This is a genomic window from Mesorhizobium sp. M0678, from assembly GCF_040320505.1.
Taxonomy (GTDB): Bacteria; Pseudomonadota; Alphaproteobacteria; order Rhizobiales; family Rhizobiaceae; genus Mesorhizobium.
In genome coordinates, this window is sequence record NZ_JAMYPT010000001.1 from 214,388 (window position 1) to 231,218 (window position 16,831).

The following is a 16,831-nucleotide window of genomic DNA, read 5'->3' on the forward strand; positions in this document are numbered from 1 at the left end:
AATGGACCAGTCGTGGATTGTTTCAAGGCGAAGGCTCCAGGACCGGACGGCCTGGATCCGGATTGCATGTCAGGGCCCGGCCCCGAAAAACGCCATTCGGGTGAAAAGCGTGTAGTCCGCTTCGAAGACCATCATCGTCACGAACACCAGAACCAGCACCGGCGGCAGGATAATTGCATATGCCAGTGCCAGCCGTTCCCAGGCCATGTGCATGAAGATGGCGACGATCAGTCCTGCCTTGAGGATCATGAAGATCAGGATCAGCGACCATCTGAGATAGCCGTGGAGACCGAAATAGTCGACCAGATAGGAGCAGGTGCTGAGGATGAACAACCACGCCCAGACCACCAGATAGAGCTTGATCGGGTGCTCCTGATGAACCTCCGCCGGGGTAACGCCGGTCGTCGTCGCATCATGGGTACGGGCGCTGTCCAGTGCGTGTTGTCCCAGGCCGTTTGCGGTTGCTTCAGCCATGTCCTGCCTCTCACCAAAGATAGAAAAATGCGAAAATGAACACCCAGACCAGGTCGACGAAATGCCAGTAAAGCCCCATGATTTCGACGTTCTCGTAGCGGCCCCTTCGGCTGGTGAAGAAGCCGGGCCGTCCGACATCGTAATCCCCGCGCCAGACCTTTCGCGCCACGATGATCAGGAAGATCACGCCGATCGTCACGTGCGTGCCGTGGAAGCCGGTGATCATGAAAAAGGATGCGCCGAACTGGGCAGCGCCCCAGGGATTGCCCCAAGGCCGCACGCCCTCGGTAATCAGCTTGGTCCATTCGAAGGCCTGCATGCCGACGAAGGTCGCGCCGAGTGCTGCGGTCAAGAGCATCAGCACTGCCGTCTTGCGGCGGTCGCGGCGGTAGCCGAAATTGACCGCCATGGCCATCGTTCCGCTGCTCGAGATCAGCACGAAGGTCATGATGGCGATAAGGATCAGTGGAATGTCGGAGCCGCCGATGCGCAGGGCGAAGACCTCGCTCGGATTGGGCCACGGCACGCGTGTTGAGATACGCGCGGTCATGTAGGAGAGCAGGAAGCAGCCGAAGATGAACGTGTCGCTGAGCAGGAAGATCCACATCATGGCCTTGCCCCAGGACACGTTTTTGAACGCCCGCTGATCCGAGGACCAGTCGGCGGCGATGCCTTGCCAGCCTGCGGGCCGCGGCTCTGTTCGGCCGATGTGGGCCAGTGTCGTCTCTGCCATCCGCCCGTTCCTCCTAGGTCAGCAACCCTCGGCAAATGTCGATTAAAGTCGAAGCCCAGCCGGCCAGAAGCGCAAAGATGGCGAGCCAGACGAAAAGCAGGAAATGCCAGTACATGGCGCACAGCTCGACACTGAGGCGAAGCCGCTGCGGCTGCGCTCCGTTCCAGGCGCCGACGCTCGTTCTGCCCAGCCCGACCAGTCCTCCCAGTATATGCAGGCCATGCATTCCCGTTAGCAGGTAGAAGAAGCTGTTGGCCGGATTGGATGCCAGAAAATAGCCGTCCGCACTCAGTTCCCGCCATGCCACAAGCTGTCCAATCAGGAAGACGAGCGCCGTGAGTCCAGCGGTGGCGAGGCCAAGCCTGACCATGTCCACTTGACCCTTGCGCGCCGCGAGCGAAGCGCACTGTATCGCAATGCTGCTCAAGACCAGTACGCCGGTGTTAAGCCAGAGCAGGGGCGGGATGGGCAGCGGCCGCCAATCCGACAGCGCCATGCGCATGAAATAAGCACTGGTGAACAGCGCGAACAGGCAGCCGACGACGGCAAGGAAGACGCCGAGACCGATCTTTGCGGTCGGCAGCGCCGATCGGTCCAGAGCGACAAAATCCCCGATCATACCTTGCTCGAGCCACGGTTTCGTCATTAGCCGCTGATGGGAAAGCCACCACCCGGCAATACCGGCGATCACGAGCAGGAAGACCAGGATTACGCTCATGCCGGCTCCCTGGAGGGCGCGAAGGAGCCCGGAACGTTTTGCGGTATGAAGTCCTCCTTGGCTCCCGGTACGCTGTAGTCATAGGCCCAGCGATAGACGATCGGCAGATCCTTGCCGAAATTGCCGTGGGCGGGCGGTGTTTCGGGCGTCTGCCACTCGAGCGTCGTTGCCCGCCACGGATTGCCGCCAGCCTCACGGCCATGGCGGATGCTCCAGATGAGATTGAACAGAAACACAATCTGAGCAAAACCGACTATAAAAGCCATGATGCTGATAAACGAGTTCAGGTGATGGGCCGATTCCGTCATGATCGTCATGTCGGTCAATTCGTTGTACCGCCGCGGCACGCCCATCAAGCCGAGATAGTGCATGGGAAAGAAGATCAGATAGGCGCCGAGGAAGGTGACCCAGAAATGGAACCGGCCCAGTGTCTCGTTCAGCATCCGGCCGGTGACCTTCGGATACCAGTGATAGATCGCGCCGAAGATTACGATGATCGGGGCAACCCCCATGACCATATGGAAATGGGCGACGACGAACATCGTGTCCGATAGCGGAACGTCGACGACGACATTGCCAAGAAATAGCCCAGTCAACCCGCCATTGACGAAGGTGACGATGAAGGCCAAGGCAAAAAGCATCGGTATGGTGAGGTGGATGTCGCCGCGCCACAGCGTCAGCACCCAATTGTAGACCTTGATGGCTGTTGGGACGGCGATGATCAATGTCGTTGTGGCGAAGAAAAAGCCGAAATAGGGATGCATGCCACTGACATACATGTGGTGCGCCCAGACCACGAAGCTCAGCGCGCCGATGCCGACGATGGCCCAGACCATCATGCGGTAGCCGAAGATGTTCTTGCGCGCGTGGGTGCTGATCAGGTCGGATACGATGCCGAAGGCCGGAAGCGCCACGATGTAGACCTCCGGATGGCCGAAGAACCAGAACAGATGCTGGAACAGGATCGGGCTGCCGCCGCCGTGCTGCAACTGTTCGCCCATCTCGACGATCGCCGGCATGAAGAAGCTGGTGCCGAGCGCCCGGTCGAGCAGCATCATCACGCAAGCAACGAACAGCGCCGGGAAGGCGAGCAGCGCCATGACGGTGGCGGTGAAAATACCCCAGACAGTAAGCGGAAGGCGCATCAGCGTCATGCCGCGCGTGCGCCCCTGCAGCACCGTCACGACATAGTTCAAGCCGCCCATGGTAAAGCCGACGATGAACAGGATCAGCGAGACGAGCATCAGGATGATGCCCCAGTCCTGGCCGCCTGGCGTACCGGTCATGATCGCCTGCGGCGGATAGAGCGTCCAGCCGGCACCCGTCGGTCCGCCGGGCGCAAAGAAGCTCGACACCAGGACCAGCACGGCGAGCAGATAGATCCAGTAGCTCAGCATGTTGACATAGGGAAAGACCATGTCGCGAGCACCAACCATCAACGGGATCAGATAGTTGCCGAAGCCGCCCAGGAAGAGTGCCGTGAGCAGGTAGATCACCATGATCATGCCGTGCATGGTGATGAACTGGTAGTAGGCTTCCGGGGTGATGAAGTCGAATGTGCCGGGGAAGCCGAGTTGCAGCCGCATCAGCCAGGATAGCACCAGCGCGACCATGCCGATCGCTGTCGCCGTCGCCGAATACTGGATGGCGATGACCTTGGCGTCCTGCGAGAAAACGTATTTCGTCCACCAGCTGTGCGGATGGTAGAGTTCCATTTCCGCGACTTCGGCCGGCGGTACCGCATCTGCAGGTGTGATATCGACCATAGGAACACCTCCGTGCCCTTTTCGGCCAGCCCGACAGTTCGGGCTTGCCGCATTAATTTCAATCCCGACGGCGCGCCGTCGTTCCGGTTCCTACTCTGCCGAGCCCATCTGCTGGGGGGCGGACAGCTGCGCAAAAGTCTGCTGCTGGCCAAGCCACGCCAGATAGTCTTCCTGAGTATCGACCATGACCACGCCATGCATCATCGGATGTCCCTGGCCGCAGAGTTCGGCACACAGGACCTGGAAGGTTCCGGTCTTGGTCGGAGTGAACCAGAAATAGGTGACCGAGCCCGGGATCATGTCCATCTTGGCGCGGAATTCCGGCACGTAGAAATCGTGCAGCACATCGACCGAGCGGAGCAGCATCTTGACCGGTTTGCCTACCGGGAGGTGCAGGTCGGCCGCTTCCACTACGACATCGTCCTGACCGTTGGCATCGGTGGCGATGACGCCGAGTGGATTTTCAGCGTTGACGTCGCGAGTGTCGGATGTGCCGAGCTTGCCGTCCTTGCCGGGGAGGCGGAAACTCCATTGCCACTGCTGGCCGACGACTTCGACCTCGGTTGCGTCGCTTGGAACGTTAACGAACCGGCTCCAGACGAACAGGCCTGGAACGAGCAAAGCGGTGACGCCAACCGCGGTGACGACCGTCAGCCAGGATTCGAGCCGCCTGTTCTCAGGTTCATATGCCGCCTGATTGCCTTCCCGATGACGGAAGCGGAAGACGCAATAGGCCATGAAAAGAACCACGGCGGCGAAGACGACACCGGTGATCCAGAAAGTTATGATGATGGTGTTGTCGATATAGTCCCAGTTCGAGGCAATCGGCGTCCACCACCATGGGCTCAGGAAGTGGAACAACACCGAGCCCACGACTATCAGAACGAGTACAAGCGCAACGGCCATGTCCCGGTTCCTCCCGGTATTCCAAGCGGCGCAAGCCGTCCCGGGAAATACCAAGTGCATCATAACTTGATTTGCGATGAAAATTCTAGAGCCGGCTGTGGGAAGGGCAAAAATACCATTTCGGCGCTGGGGGTCCTTCGGTTCGGCGGTGATCAGCGGCAGCGCGTGGCAAACATCGTCAGCGTCGAGTAGCCGGCAAGGGCGGGCACGCCGGATGCGCCTAGCAGAACCACCGGAACGGCGATCGTCGGGGATCGTCGCGCGCAGGTTCGGCAGGAACAGCATGACGAAGAGCGTCAGCACGATTGCTTCGAGCAGTGTCCGTTCACCTGCTCGACGCTCGACGAAGGGAGTGGAGCCACTTTATTGGCCGGCAGATGTCACCCGCCAAACTGTGTTGCCGACGTCGTCGGCGATGAGCAGGGCCCCGGTTTTGTCGACAGCCAGGCCGACAGGCCGGCCGCGCGCTTTGTTGTCCTTGTCCAGGAAGTCAGTCACCACGTCGGTAGCGACGCCGCTCGGACGGCCGCCGCTGAATGGTACGAACACTACCTTGTAGCCATTGAAGCGCGTGCGGTTCCAGCTGCCATGCTCGCCAACGAAGGCGCCGCCGCGATATGCCTCGGGAAGGCTGGTTGCCGTATAGAAGGCCAGTCCCAGAGGGGCGACGTGGGAACTCAGTGCATAACCCGGAACGATCGCTTTTGCGACCAGGTCCGGACGTTGGGGCATGACGCGGGGATCGAGATGCTGGCCGTAATAGCTGTATGGCCATCCGTAGAAGCCGCCATCCTTTACCGAGGTCAGATAATCCGGCACGAGATTGGGGCCGAGCTCGTCGCGCTCATTGATCACTGCCCAGAGCGCCCCGGTCTGCGGCTCCCAGCTCAGGCCGTTTGGATTGCGCAAACCGCTGGCGAAAATGCGCGACCGGCCGGTGGCCCTGTCTACCTGCCAGATGGCGGCGCGGTTCTTCTCCGCCTCGATGCCGTTTTCGGCGACGTTGCTGTTCGAGCCGATGCCGACATAGAGCAGCGAGCCGTCGGGGCTTGCCACCAGACTCTTCGTCCAATGGTGGTCGATCGGGCCGCCGGGCAGGGCGGTTAGCGGCGTTCCGGGCACGGTGATCTTTGTGTCACGGACGATGGAGTCGGTATTGGCGACGTATAGATCGCTTCCCACCAGCGCCACGCCAAAGGGGGAGCTCAGGTGGTCGAGGAATACGCTGGTCAGCTCCGGCTTGCCATCGCCATCGGTGTCGCGCAGCAGCGTAATGCGGTTGCTTGGGCCGCTGTCGCCGCCCGAGGTGACCCAGGATTCGATCCAGCCCATCACCAAATCCTTGGGCCGTTTGATCGGTTCGCCACCCGGCGCCTTGGACTCGACCACCAGGACGTCGCCATTGGGCAGCACGTAAAGCGACCGCGGATGCTGCAAGCCGTGGGCATAAGCCTGGATCTGCAGCCCCTGCGCGACGGTCGGCTTTTCGTCGTTCTTCCATCCGACCACGGAAGCGAGATGCATGGGCGGGAAGAAATATTGGATCGGCTCCGGCAGGTTTGGATTCGGCCCTATCTGACTGCTGGGATCCGGGTCGTTGCCGCTGCACGCTGCAAGAGTGATCGCCGCAGTGCAAACGAGGACGGACACCGCGATGCGCCTGGTCTGACCGATGGAGCTTGCTATGCGCATCAATCCGCCACTCCGACGTGATGCCGGTACACCATGGACCAGCCCAGCCAACCAGTGAAGATGAGGATGAGCACGACAACCGCCGAGAGGATCAAGCCGGTAGGAACGATGGAGGTCCATGCATCGCGGGTGTGCACGAGCATGTTGATGATGGATAACGCCAGCGCCAGAAGATTGCCGAGCACGTGCGGCCAGGCGGGGGCTGTGCCCTTATCAGCGGATTGGCCAGGAAATCGATCAGCCCCGCGATCGCTGCTAGGCAGCCCATGATCACGCCGATGGTAACCAGCCAAGCGGAGAAGTCAGCCCACATCATCTCCGCTGTTCGCCAATAGGCTAGATCCGTCAGCAGGGTGCCGACGAAGCAGGCGATCGGAAATGGCACGAGCATCGGATGAATAGGATGTCCCGCAATCCTGGCCGTCGAACGCGGATTGTCACCGACCATAATGCGCCACCCTTCCTATTCTCGTCCAAACAACCGCCTGCCCGGCCTCCGGCGGCTGTTGCCGAGAGACCGGCAGACGACCGATAGATCCGTCAGGCCCAAAAAAGGGCGCTGGCTGGCTGCGCCTGTTAGGCGGCGGACTGGGTCGGCGGGTTCTGATGCATCATCCAGAGCTCGATCGCCGCCAGCACGGCGACCAGAATGCCGATCACGACATGCACGGTCATCGCCGTGGTCGCCTGGAATCCAAGCACCCAGGGCGATGCGAGAACCCACAGTCCGACGACCAGGTTCACCCACTCTTCCCACACGGCAAATGCTGCGAGGGCGGCAACCGAAAGCACGACGATCAAGATTCCGCTGCCGAGGGCGTTCTGCGTCTGCGGGCCTGCCGCAAATGTGAAGATCCAGGGAGAGAAGAACAGAATTGCCCCAAGGATCAGGTTGGCTACGTCACAGAGCCTGGCGTTTGTCCACTGGTTCATGGCATCCTCCATAAGGAGCGTTTATGGCTCCCGAGTTCGGCAAGGTGGTGCCTGAGTTCGGCGAGATGCGCCCGAAGCCGCTCACTCCGTGTCACGGTAGTGCCCTGCCCGGCTGGAATTCCGCATCTGGCGGTACTCCAGCCAAATCCAGCTATCTAACTGAATTCCGGGCTTTATGTTCCATTCGGCACCGGCACGCCTGGATCAATTGGTGGTGATCGAACAAATCCAAACCTGCCTGTCAGGGGGCGGCGGGGCGGCGGCGCGTAGCTCATTCTGTCTTTTTATCGAGCCGGTGAAACATTTCTCATGGATCGCAGTTCTTGGATGCAGAGGAGTTGAATAAGGGAAACCTGATTGCACGGGAGGAGCACGGACGGCACAACTATAAATACGCTCTGCATAGAATACTTCGCAACGGGAAGCTCTCGCTTGTCTTGGTTGCCGCCGAAGCTTGTTTGAAAGACGGCGGTCGCCGCCGAAAAGATTTCTAAATGAAAATAGCCCAGATCGCACCGCTAACCGAATCCGTGCCGCCCCGAACCTACGGTGGAACCGAGCGAATCGTTTCGTATCTGACCGAAGAACTTGTCCGACAGGGCCATGAGGTGACGCTGTTCGCCAGCGCCGATTCTCGTACCTCAGCCGAGCTGGTGCGATGTTGCGACGTCGCGCTGCGCCTGAACCCCAGGGTCCAGGACGGTGGTCCGCACCATGTTATGATGCTTGAACGGGTGCGCCGGCGAGCCGATGAATTCGACGTTTTACATTTCCACGTCGATGTTCTGCACTTCCCCATAATTCGGGATTTTGCCAGACGAACGGTTACCACGCTTCACGGCAGGCTCGACCTGCCCGATCTGGCGCAGCTTTATGCGATGTTCGACGACGTTCCCCTGGTCTCGATTTCCTTCGACCAGCGCCGGCCCATGCCGCCCGTCAATTGGGTTGGAACCGTGCATCACGGCCTGCCCCGCGATCTTCTGCCATTCCACCCGAACACCTCTGGCTATCTTGCGTTTCTCGGTCGCATCTCGCCGGAAAAGGGGCCGGAAGCGGCCATAGAAATAGCAGCGCGGGCCGGGTTTCCCCTGAAGATCGCCGCCAAGATCGACAAGGTGGACCAGTCGTTCTGGAAGGAAAGGGTCGAGCCGCAAGTGCTGCGGCATTCGAACGTGGAGTTCATTGGCGAGATCGATGAGCGGCAAAAGGCGGATTTTCTGGGCAATGCGATAGCGCTTTTGTTTCCGATCGACTGGCCGGAACCCTTCGGGCTCGTAACGATCGAAGCAATGGCCTGCGGTACGCCGGTGGTTGCGTTCCGGCGTGGCGCCGTCCCGGAGATCATCGATGACGGTGTGTCCGGATGGATCGTGGATACGGTGGAGGAAGCCGTGGGCGCGCTCCGGCGCATAGACAGCCTCGATCGCGCACGAGTGCGGCAGACGTTCGAGAAGCGGTTCACGGTCGAGCGCATGTGCAGCGATTATGTGGCACTCTACCGAGCACTCACGAGCAGCACGGCAGACGCAGTTGCCCCCACAAACGAGCTCTCCAGAAATATCGCGATGGTGGCTGTGCCGGGCTGAGGAACCGACTAATCCACATACAGACCACGACGGCGGAGTCCGGGAGCGCCTGCGGGGTCTTGTCGCCGGGCGCGGCGATCGCGCCAGAAGCCTTTGATCAGCAGCAAGCCTTCCCGGGGCTAATGCTTTCGCGAGCGGCGGCGCACTGCCGCCCGGTCCGGATTGACGCGCGCTACTTTCGCTGCAAAGGTGTTTTAACGACTTGTTTACCATGCGTCAGTCAGGGGTGGGGGGAATTTGGAACGGTTTCTGGGCGCGAACCGCCTTAATTGGGATGATCGGGCCGAACTGCACTCGACCGACACAACGGGCAGCTACCACATCGAGAATGTGCTGGCCGGCGGATCCAATCTCTATGAGCTGGAAACACGCGAGCTCGGCGACATCGCCGGCAAGGATATCGTCCACCTGCAGTGTCACATCGGTCTTGACACGATCAGCCTGAAGAATCTCGGCGCAGGCAGCGTGACCGGGCTCGACTTTTCACCGACGGCGATCGTGGCGGCGCGGGATTTTGCTGCGAAGGCAGGCACCGACGTGCGCTTCGTGGAAGCGCCACTGTTCGAGGCGGTGGAAGCGCTCGGCCGGACCTTTGATATCGCTTACGTTACTTGGGGTTCGGTAAACTGGCTGGACGACGTGTTCCGTTGGGCGCGGGTGGTTGCCGATCTTCTGCGACCCGGCGGCCGCCTCTACATGGCCGAGGGCCATCCATTGATGTTTCAGTGCGATCGAAAGGCCGCGGCCCTGGAATTGAAGCACGACTGGCGAACGCCGATAGCTCGGCCGCTCGCCTGGAACGAGGAACTGACCTACACCGGCGATGATCGTATCTTGAAGCATCCTCGCTATTATGAATGGATCCACCCGATCAGTGACGTGGTGAATGCGCTGATTTCAGCTGGTCTGACGCTCGATTTTCTCAATGAGCATGACACGGTTTCGTGGCAGCACTTTTCATTTGCCGTGCGGGCCGGCAAGGATATGTACGGCCTACCCGAGAACTCTCCCAAGATACCGATGGCCTATTCCATTGGCGCGACGAAGCGCAGCGTCGGCAAGATACCATACCTTGTGTCTCCCAAGGCGATTGAGGGGCACTAGTCCAGGTCAATGCTCTGACGTACTCGGGTCGGAGCGTCGAAATGTGCAATGGCGCTCGTGCGCCTCGATCTTCCGAGCAAGGCTGATCTAGCTGGCGTTTCATGTTGGTCCGCATCGTGCAGCCCGCCTTCAGCATCGCTGTCGGTATCGCAGCCGGCGTCAGCCGTCGGAAAATGAAATTTCTCAGGAGTATGAAGGTCAAATTAAACATTGAAAGCTAATGTTCCTCATCGGGTCGACCCCGAGAACCTGAAAATGGCACTTGAGGAATCGCCTATTGGCTTTTTTCCGCGCTAGGTTCAACGGCATCAAGGAGGCCGTCTTTTCGTCGGCAAATATTCCGGCGGCGATCGCGTTTGTCGTCATCCTTGTCAGCGCAGCGTTCGCGGAGCACCAGAACAAAATCGTCTCGGACCAGGCCGTCCGTGCGGACGTGCTGACCAAGGTCAATCTCATCCGCGCCAAGCTCGAAGGCAATATCAATGGAAACCTCCAGCTCGTGCGTGGACTGGTCGCCGCGGTCGTGACCGAGCCCTATATGGGACAGCAACGCTTCGCCTCGCTCGCGAGCAATCTGTTTGGCGCCGACTCGCAATTGAACGATATTGCCGGCGCGCCCGATCTGGTCGTTTCCCTTATGTATCCGATGGAGGGTAACGAGCAGGCGATGGGTCTGGACTACCGCAAGAACGAGCGGCAGCGTGCAGCTGCGCTAAGGGCGCGAGACGAACGCAAGCTGGTGCTTGCCGGTCCCGTCGACCTGAAACAGGGAGGACAAGGCTTCATCGGCCGCTTTCCGGTCTTCGTGCCGAGCGCTGGCAATACGGAAAGGTTCTGGGGTATCATTTCCGCCGTTGTCGACGTGCAGCGCCTTTACAGAGCGAGCGGCTTGCTTGACGACGATCTCGGGATCGACGTAGCGCTGATCGGCAGGGACGCCCTCGGTCACCGAGGTGGTCAATTCTACGGCAATGAGGAGATCAGCAAAAGCGATCCGGTGACGGCTGACGTTTTGCTTCCTTCCGGCTCGTGGCAGCTCGCGGCCATTCCCAAAAATGGCTGGCCTTCGACGCCAAGCAACGCATGGTTGTTGCGCGCGATCATGGCGACGGCCGGAGCCTTGGTTGTGTTCCCTTTCCTGGTCACAGGCCGCCTGATTGGCGAAAGACAGCGCAATTATGCGGAATTGCGTCGATTGTCACGACGCTTGGAACTCGCTCTGGAAGCTTCGGCTATTGGGGTTTGGGAACACGATCTCGCGACCAACGAGCTTACGTGGGATGATCGCGTCAACGAAATATATGGCAAACCAACCGGCGAGCACCGGGGCTACCCAGACTGGGCGGGAGCAATCCACCCAGATGATTTGGCTGGCGCCAACGCGGACTTCGACAGGGCAGTGGCCAGCGGACGACCATATTTGTCGGAGTACCGGATTGTGCGTCAGGATGGCGAGATCCGTCATGTCCGGTCCAAGGCGATCCTCTACCGGGTCGCAAACGACACCCCAAAAATGATCGGCGCGGAATGGGACGTGACTGCCGACGTCCTGCTGAACAAGGATCTGGTTCGTGCAAAACAGCTGTCCGAGTCGAAAAACGCAGAACTCGAGTCGGCCAAAGCGCGCATAGAGCACATCGCGCTTCATGATTCGCTGACCGGCTTGCCCAACCGGCGTTACCTCGACCAGGTACTGGAACATTACGCGGCAAACGCCAGGCGCTCAGGCGGGCACGCGGCACTGCTTCACATAGATCTGGATCGGTTCAAGCACATCAACGATACGCTGGGCCACGCCGCCGGTGACGCGATGCTGGTTCACGCGTCAACCGTGCTCAGGTCGAAGGTCGGCGACGAGGGATTCGTCGCCCGTATCGGGGGAGACGAATTCATCGTTCTGTGCGTGGTGCGCGACGATACCAAGCAACTGGCGCTGCTCGCCGACCGCATCATCAGCCAGATGCGCGAACCCGTCTACTATCAGGGTCATCGATGCCGTTTTGGTGTCAGCGTGGGAATCGCTGTCGATAACGCAAAAGATGTCGAAGCCAAACACCTGCTGGTGAACGCCGATATCGCCCTTTACCGAGCAAAGGGGCGGGGCCGCAATCGATACGAATTCTTCACCGACGCGATGCAAAGCGAAATCGTCGATACTAAGCGGATTGCCGACGAAATTCTCGGCGGCCTCGAGCGCAACGAGTTCATCCCCTTCTACCAGCCCCAATTTGACGCAAAGACGCTCGAAATCGTTGGGGTTGAGGCGCTGGCGAGGTGGAAACATCCAATAAAGGGTATTTTGGCGCCCGACATCTTCCTGAGGATTGCAGAAGAACTGAACGTCGTCTCGATTATCGACCAAGCCATATTGAAGCAATCGCTTGCGGATTTCGAAGAGTGGTCCGCTGCAAAACTTCACATTCCGCGGGTGTCGGTCAATGTCTCGGCCAGGCGCCTTCAAGACGAGGAGCTCATCAAGAGCCTGCGAGAACAAAATATCAAGAAAGGAACAGTTTCGTTCGAGCTTGTTGAGTCGATTTTCCTGGACGAGAACGACGACCTTGTCACCTGGAATATCGAGCAGATAAAAGAGCTGGGGATTGACGTCGAAATAGACGATTTTGGTACCGGCTACGCTTCGATGGTCAGTTTGCTGAAGTTGCAGCCGCGCCGGCTGAAGATAGATCGGCAGCTGGTCACCCCAATCGTCAAATCTCCGCAGAGAAGGCAGGTTGTCTCGTCGATCATTGAAATCGGCAAGTCGCTAGGTATCGAGGTCGTGGCGGAAGGCGTCGAGACGATGCAGCATGCACGGCTACTCAAGGGCCTGGGCTGCGACATATTGCAGGGTTATGCCTTCGGCCACGCGTTCGATTCCGAGGGACTTAAGACCTTTGTCCGATCGCGACGCCTGCGCACGGCCAGCTGAGCCTCGGCGCCAGAATTTATCGAGCCGACCGCCTTGACGTTGCGGTACAGAGGCGCACAGCGGACAAAGCTGAAAACAACGCCAAACCTCAGATCAGCAGCAGGCCCTTCATGCTGGAGTGGCCTTTCCTGCCGATGATGATGTGGTCGTGAACGGCAATGCCAAGCGGTTTGGCCGTCTCTATGATCAGCTTGGTCATCTCGATGTCGGCGCGCGACGGCGTCGGGTCTCCCGACGGATGGTTATGCGTCAGAATGATCGCCGTGGCGGAGAGTTCCAAGGCGCGCCTGACCACCTCGCGCGGATAGACCGGTGTGTGGTCGACGGTGCCGACCTGCTGGACTTCGTCGGCGATCAGCGCGTTTTTCTTGTCGAGGAACAGGATGCGGAACTGCTCGCGCTCCTCGAAGGCCATCACCGACCGGCAGTATTCGAGAACCTGCGTCCAGGTCGACAACAGCTCGCGGCCGGCGATCTCGCCGCGCGCCATGCGCTGCGCCGTTGCCGCAACCACCTTGAGGTCGAGCGCCACCGCCGGGCCGATGCCCTTCACCTCCTGCAGGCGCTCGACGGGCGCACCGAGGACCTCGGCCAATGTACCGAAGCGTGCCAGCAATGCCTTGGCGACAGGCTTGGTGTCGGCGCGCGGGATCAGCCGAAATAATAAAAGCTCGAGCAGTTCGTAGTCGGGGAGGGTGTTGGTACCGGCGGCGAAGCGCTCGCGCAGGCGGTCGCGATGGCCGAGATAATGCGGCTTGTCGGCGGCCACCGCTTTCGCGGGCGATCGCACTGGCCTTTCGGGAAAGAAGGCCCGCTCGTCGTCGTCACCGTTCATCTATGGCTGCCCCACCCAGCATTTGCCGGGCAAGGTAACGCCCGATGTAACGCCCGATCTGCCAGACACTAGGCCCGCAGGCCGGGGCGGTCGAGGTTTTTTGGCGACAGCGTGAAGATCTCGCAGCCGGTCTCGGTGACGCCGATCGTGTGCTCGTACTGCGCCGACAGCGAACGGTCGCGCGTCACCGCGGTCCAGCCGTCCGACAGCACTTTCACATGCGGCCGGCCGAGATTGATCATCGGCTCGACGGTGAAGATCATGCCCGGCCGCATCTCGACGCCTTCGCTGGCGCTGCCGTAATGCAGGATATTCGGCGCGTCGTGAAACAGCCGGCCAACCCCGTGGCCGCAGAAATCGCGCACCACCGAGCAACGCTCGGCTTCGGCATAGGTCTGGATGGCGGCGCCGATGGCGCCGGTTCGGGCGCCCGGCTTGATTGCCGCGATGCCGCGCATCAGGCACTCATACGTGACTTCGAGCAGCCGCTCCGCGGCACGCTTGATCGTGCCCACCGGATACATGCGCGAGGAGTCGCCATGCCAGCCGTCGAGGATATAGGTGACGTCGATATTGACGATATCGCCATCCTTCAATGGCTTGCTGTCGGGTATGCCGTGACAGACGACGTGGTTGATCGAGGTGCAGGATGATTTCGTGTAGCCACGGTAGTTGAGCGTCGCCGGAAGCGCGCCATGGTCCATCCCGAACTCGAAGACGAAGCGATCGATCGCTTCGGTGGTGACGCCGGGCGCCACAATCGGTACCAGTTCGTCGAGGCAGCGCGCGGTGAGATCGCAAGCCTTGCGCATGCCGACAAAACCTTCCTCGTCGTAAAGACGGATCTGGCCGGTGTTTCTGAGCGGTGCCGTGGCGGCGTCGAGATAGGTGACCATTTTTATCCGTCTTGCAGGATGCGGGGCTGGATGAGCCTCCGCGAGAGAAACCTTCCCAGATTTGGCACTGGAAAGCGCAAGGTTCAAGGACGAACTGCCGGCGACGGCCGAAGACCGGCGATATTCATGCCCAGGGAGCATTCTCCTTGCCTGCAGCGGCTCATGCTTCCGCCGGGTTCATCTGGCTACCGCAGTGACGACACATTTCTAGGCGAGAAGTCGGCCCAAGCGTTAGCCGCCACGGCAACTTTTTGCGACGAACGGCGCTGCTGCGGGGGTCGGTTCGGGAGAGATCGAATGGACAGACTGCAATTCGAGGTGCCGGTGCGGATCGCGCCTGTGCCCGGCCAGCCGGTCGAGGAAATCTACAGTGTCGAGCAGGCGCTCGATTTCCTGCAAACGTGGCCGGTTCGCCGGAAGGGGCCAACCTACCAAGCCGCGTTCAATGCCTGTTTTGGCGCCACGGTGGACATCGTCGAGACCGAAGACGCATGGCGGGCCTTCATGGCCTTTTGCCGGGTGAGCGGCCTGCTTGCCAGGGACATGATGGTTCCGCGCAAGCGCGGCGGCGAGGCGAGGGGACTGCGGGCGTAGACAGCCTTCGACGTAGTCCTCAGTCGTCTTCGCCTCTTCTTGCCGACATCTCTATCAGAGTGGCGGGTCCAGCAAAGCTTGCGCAGCATCACGCTGGCGATAGACATAATGCCAAGTTGAAATGCTGGTACGCCCAAGGGGAATCGAACCCCTGTTACCGCCGTGAAAGGGCGGTGTCCTGACCGCTAGACGATGGGCGCGCTCAGATGTGAGCGCTTATAGTTGCGTCGCGACAAACCGGCAACCCGTCTGCCGCCGGCTGCGACAACTTTTTTCCTTTGGCTCCAAACCGCGTCTTTCCGGCAGCCAAGCTGGTTTTTGCGGCATGATGCAACGCCGCCGAAGGGCCTTCGCGGTGACGGAAGATCCTCGCCCTAGCCGCGCCTGCGGCAACGCCAGTTCCAGTCGCGCTCCGGTCCGACATCGACGTGAACGGATTCGGTGTGGCAGTAGGTGCCGACGCCGCCGCGGCCCGGCATGGTGCGGATGTAGCTCGCCAGTTCCCACTTCGAGACGCCGGGGACCTGGATGTCGGCGGCGGCGCAGTACATGTGCAGCGAATTCTTGGCGCCGTTGGCGCGGCGGTTGCGGGCTGGGTCGCGATAGCCGGAGGTGACCGTCATCTTGCGGCCGTAATGGCCTTCGATCGTCTTCAGCACGCGAACCAGCGACGGCTTCAAGCAGGCGACATCGACGCTTTCGTTCTGTTTCAGAAGGCCGTTGGGTGCCAGCCGTGCGAGGCCAGCGGCGGAGGCGACCTGGTAGGCGCCACCCGAACCTTCGTCTTCGTTGAGATCGACGTCACTCTCATCGTCGAGGCCGGATTTGCGCTTGATCTCGAACAGCGCCGTCTGGCGCACGCCGGGCAGCGCATCGGCCGTGAAGTGGCTGGTATCGCCCGTCGACACCAGCTGCACCGGCTTTTCAGCCGGATTGGCCGAGGCCAGGGTAACGGTGGGTTTTGCCGCAGGCGTCGCCTTGGCCTGCACGACCGTTGGCTGCCCGCCCGATCTGCTGTTGGCCGGCGATGCTGCCGAAGCGGGGGTGGCGCTGAACAGCGAGGCCAGGAAGTTTTTCTTCGGTGCGTAGGCCTGTGGCTGCGGCATCTCGCCGGCGGTCACATAGACCGGGTTGTTCATCGCCGGCGCGGCGGCCTTGGCGTCGGGCTTCGATGCATCAGCACTGTTCTGTGCCACGGCCTGATCGGCCGTCTGGGCGTTTGGTTGCAGCGGCTGCGGCGTGTGTCCCGTGATCGTCTCGGCTGCCGTGGGAACGGCGATCGGGAAGCCGGCATCGGGCTTGGCCCCTGGCTTGGCTATTGGCACATAGGCGACCTGCTCGGGAAGGTTGGCGTCGCCGTCGGCATTCATCGTCATTTGTGCGGTTGTCATCTGCGACGATGATGCGGCCGTGCTGGCCTGGGGCGCACCGGCGGCCGTGCTGATTTCGGTAGCCGAGGTATTGTAGCCTGGCATGCCGACCGACATGGTCGGGTCGCCGGCCGAGGTGCAGGACGCCAGGAGCACCGAGAAAAGCGCCGCCACAATGGCGCGGCTTTCTCCCTTCGCGAGGCGCGATCCTGCTGATCTCAAAACAATATTCCCCCTCGATATCCGACCGGTTCGTCATTGGCGCGGCGTCGAAACGTCTCGTCGAAATGAC

General features: G+C 60.6%; 14 protein-coding genes, 1 tRNA gene and 2 pseudogenes. 4 read left to right on the top strand and 13 right to left on the bottom strand.

All coding sequences use genetic code 11. From position 1 onward, the window contains the following. Window positions 1–69: 69 nt before the first annotated feature. The 9 genes and pseudogenes from NKI29_RS01015 to NKI29_RS01050 all read right to left on the bottom strand — a co-directional run bounded on the left by NKI29_RS01015 (window position 70) and on the right by NKI29_RS01050 (window position 7,222). Window positions 70–474, bottom strand: a complete 405-nt coding sequence (locus NKI29_RS01015) for a cytochrome C oxidase subunit IV family protein (protein WP_352795375.1) — start codon at window positions 472–474, stop codon at window positions 70–72. A 10-nt stretch (window positions 475–484) separates the two neighbouring features. Further along, on the bottom strand, window positions 485–1,207 hold the full coding sequence (locus NKI29_RS01020) for a heme-copper oxidase subunit III family protein (RefSeq protein WP_023678903.1): 723 nt from the start codon (window positions 1,205–1,207) through the stop codon (window positions 485–487). A gap of 13 nt (window positions 1,208–1,220) precedes the next feature. After that, entirely contained in the window at window positions 1,221–1,925 is a 705-nt protein-coding gene (locus tag NKI29_RS01025; protein WP_023678902.1) for a cytochrome c oxidase subunit 3, read from the bottom strand. Beyond that, window positions 1,922–3,691: a cytochrome c oxidase subunit I gene (gene ctaD / locus NKI29_RS01030; RefSeq protein WP_352470447.1), complete on the bottom strand. Its 1,770-nt coding sequence runs from the start codon at window positions 3,689–3,691 to the stop codon at window positions 1,922–1,924. The genes NKI29_RS01025 and ctaD overlap by 4 nt, the downstream gene beginning before the upstream one ends. Window positions 3,692–3,781: 90 nt before the next feature. Next, on the bottom strand, window positions 3,782–4,597 hold the full coding sequence (gene coxB / locus NKI29_RS01035; protein ID WP_023678900.1) for a cytochrome c oxidase subunit II: 816 nt from the start codon (window positions 4,595–4,597) through the stop codon (window positions 3,782–3,784). A gap of 167 nt (window positions 4,598–4,764) precedes the next feature. Next, window positions 4,765–4,954, bottom strand: a pseudogene (locus NKI29_RS33430) (efflux RND transporter permease subunit); the annotation flags it as partial. A 6-nt stretch (window positions 4,955–4,960) separates the two neighbouring features. Next, window positions 4,961–6,289: a PQQ-dependent sugar dehydrogenase gene (locus NKI29_RS01040; protein WP_352795377.1), complete on the bottom strand. Its 1,329-nt coding sequence runs from the start codon at window positions 6,287–6,289 to the stop codon at window positions 4,961–4,963. Next, window positions 6,289–6,737, bottom strand: a pseudogene (locus tag NKI29_RS01045) (DUF2231 domain-containing protein). The gene NKI29_RS01040 and the pseudogene NKI29_RS01045 overlap by 1 nt, the downstream one beginning before the upstream one ends. 128 nt (window positions 6,738–6,865) lie before the next feature. Beyond that, on the bottom strand, window positions 6,866–7,222 hold the full coding sequence (locus NKI29_RS01050) for an SPW repeat protein (RefSeq protein ID WP_352795379.1): 357 nt from the start codon (window positions 7,220–7,222) through the stop codon (window positions 6,866–6,868). A gap of 494 nt (window positions 7,223–7,716) precedes the next feature. Between NKI29_RS01050 and NKI29_RS01055 the strand changes: the two genes are divergently transcribed. The 3 genes from NKI29_RS01055 (at window position 7,717) to NKI29_RS01065 (ending at window position 12,844) form a co-directional block, all read left to right on the top strand. Continuing rightward, window positions 7,717–8,811 (top strand): glycosyltransferase family 4 protein, encoded by a 1,095-nt coding sequence (locus NKI29_RS01055; RefSeq protein ID WP_352795381.1) that lies wholly within the window; start codon window positions 7,717–7,719, stop codon window positions 8,809–8,811. 237 nt (window positions 8,812–9,048) lie between these two features. Next, window positions 9,049–9,915 (top strand): class I SAM-dependent methyltransferase, encoded by an 867-nt coding sequence (locus tag NKI29_RS01060; protein WP_023678894.1) that lies wholly within the window; start codon window positions 9,049–9,051, stop codon window positions 9,913–9,915. A gap of 349 nt (window positions 9,916–10,264) precedes the next feature. Continuing rightward, window positions 10,265–12,844 carry a bifunctional diguanylate cyclase/phosphodiesterase gene (locus NKI29_RS01065; RefSeq protein ID WP_352795556.1) on the top strand — a complete coding sequence of 860 codons (2,580 nt, stop codon included), beginning with the start codon at window positions 10,265–10,267 and terminating at the stop codon, window positions 12,842–12,844. 88 nt (window positions 12,845–12,932) lie between these two features. Here NKI29_RS01065 and radC read toward each other — a convergent pair whose 3' ends face one another. Beyond that, window positions 12,933–13,679, bottom strand: coding sequence for a RadC family protein (radC, locus tag NKI29_RS01070; protein ID WP_352795383.1), 747 nt, complete (start codon window positions 13,677–13,679; stop codon window positions 12,933–12,935). 68 nt (window positions 13,680–13,747) lie between these two features. Then, window positions 13,748–14,575 (bottom strand): type I methionyl aminopeptidase, encoded by an 828-nt coding sequence (map, locus tag NKI29_RS01075; protein ID WP_352454462.1) that lies wholly within the window; start codon window positions 14,573–14,575, stop codon window positions 13,748–13,750. Window positions 14,576–14,872: 297 nt separating this feature from the next. Here map and NKI29_RS01080 point away from each other — a divergent pair, with 297 nt between their 5' ends. Beyond that, window positions 14,873–15,169 (top strand): DUF982 domain-containing protein, encoded by a 297-nt coding sequence (locus tag NKI29_RS01080; protein WP_023678889.1) that lies wholly within the window; start codon window positions 14,873–14,875, stop codon window positions 15,167–15,169. 125 nt (window positions 15,170–15,294) lie between these two features. On the opposite strand, the gene NKI29_RS01085 is transcribed toward NKI29_RS01080, so the two are convergent. Together NKI29_RS01085 and NKI29_RS01090 are read right to left on the bottom strand one after the other, a co-directional pair. Next, window positions 15,295–15,369 (bottom strand) — tRNA-Glu (locus NKI29_RS01085). A 174-nt stretch (window positions 15,370–15,543) separates the two neighbouring features. After that, a complete protein-coding gene (locus NKI29_RS01090; RefSeq protein WP_352754868.1) occupies window positions 15,544–16,767 on the bottom strand; it encodes a YcbK family protein in 1,224 nt (407 codons plus the stop codon). Window positions 16,768–16,831 lie beyond the last annotated feature (64 nt).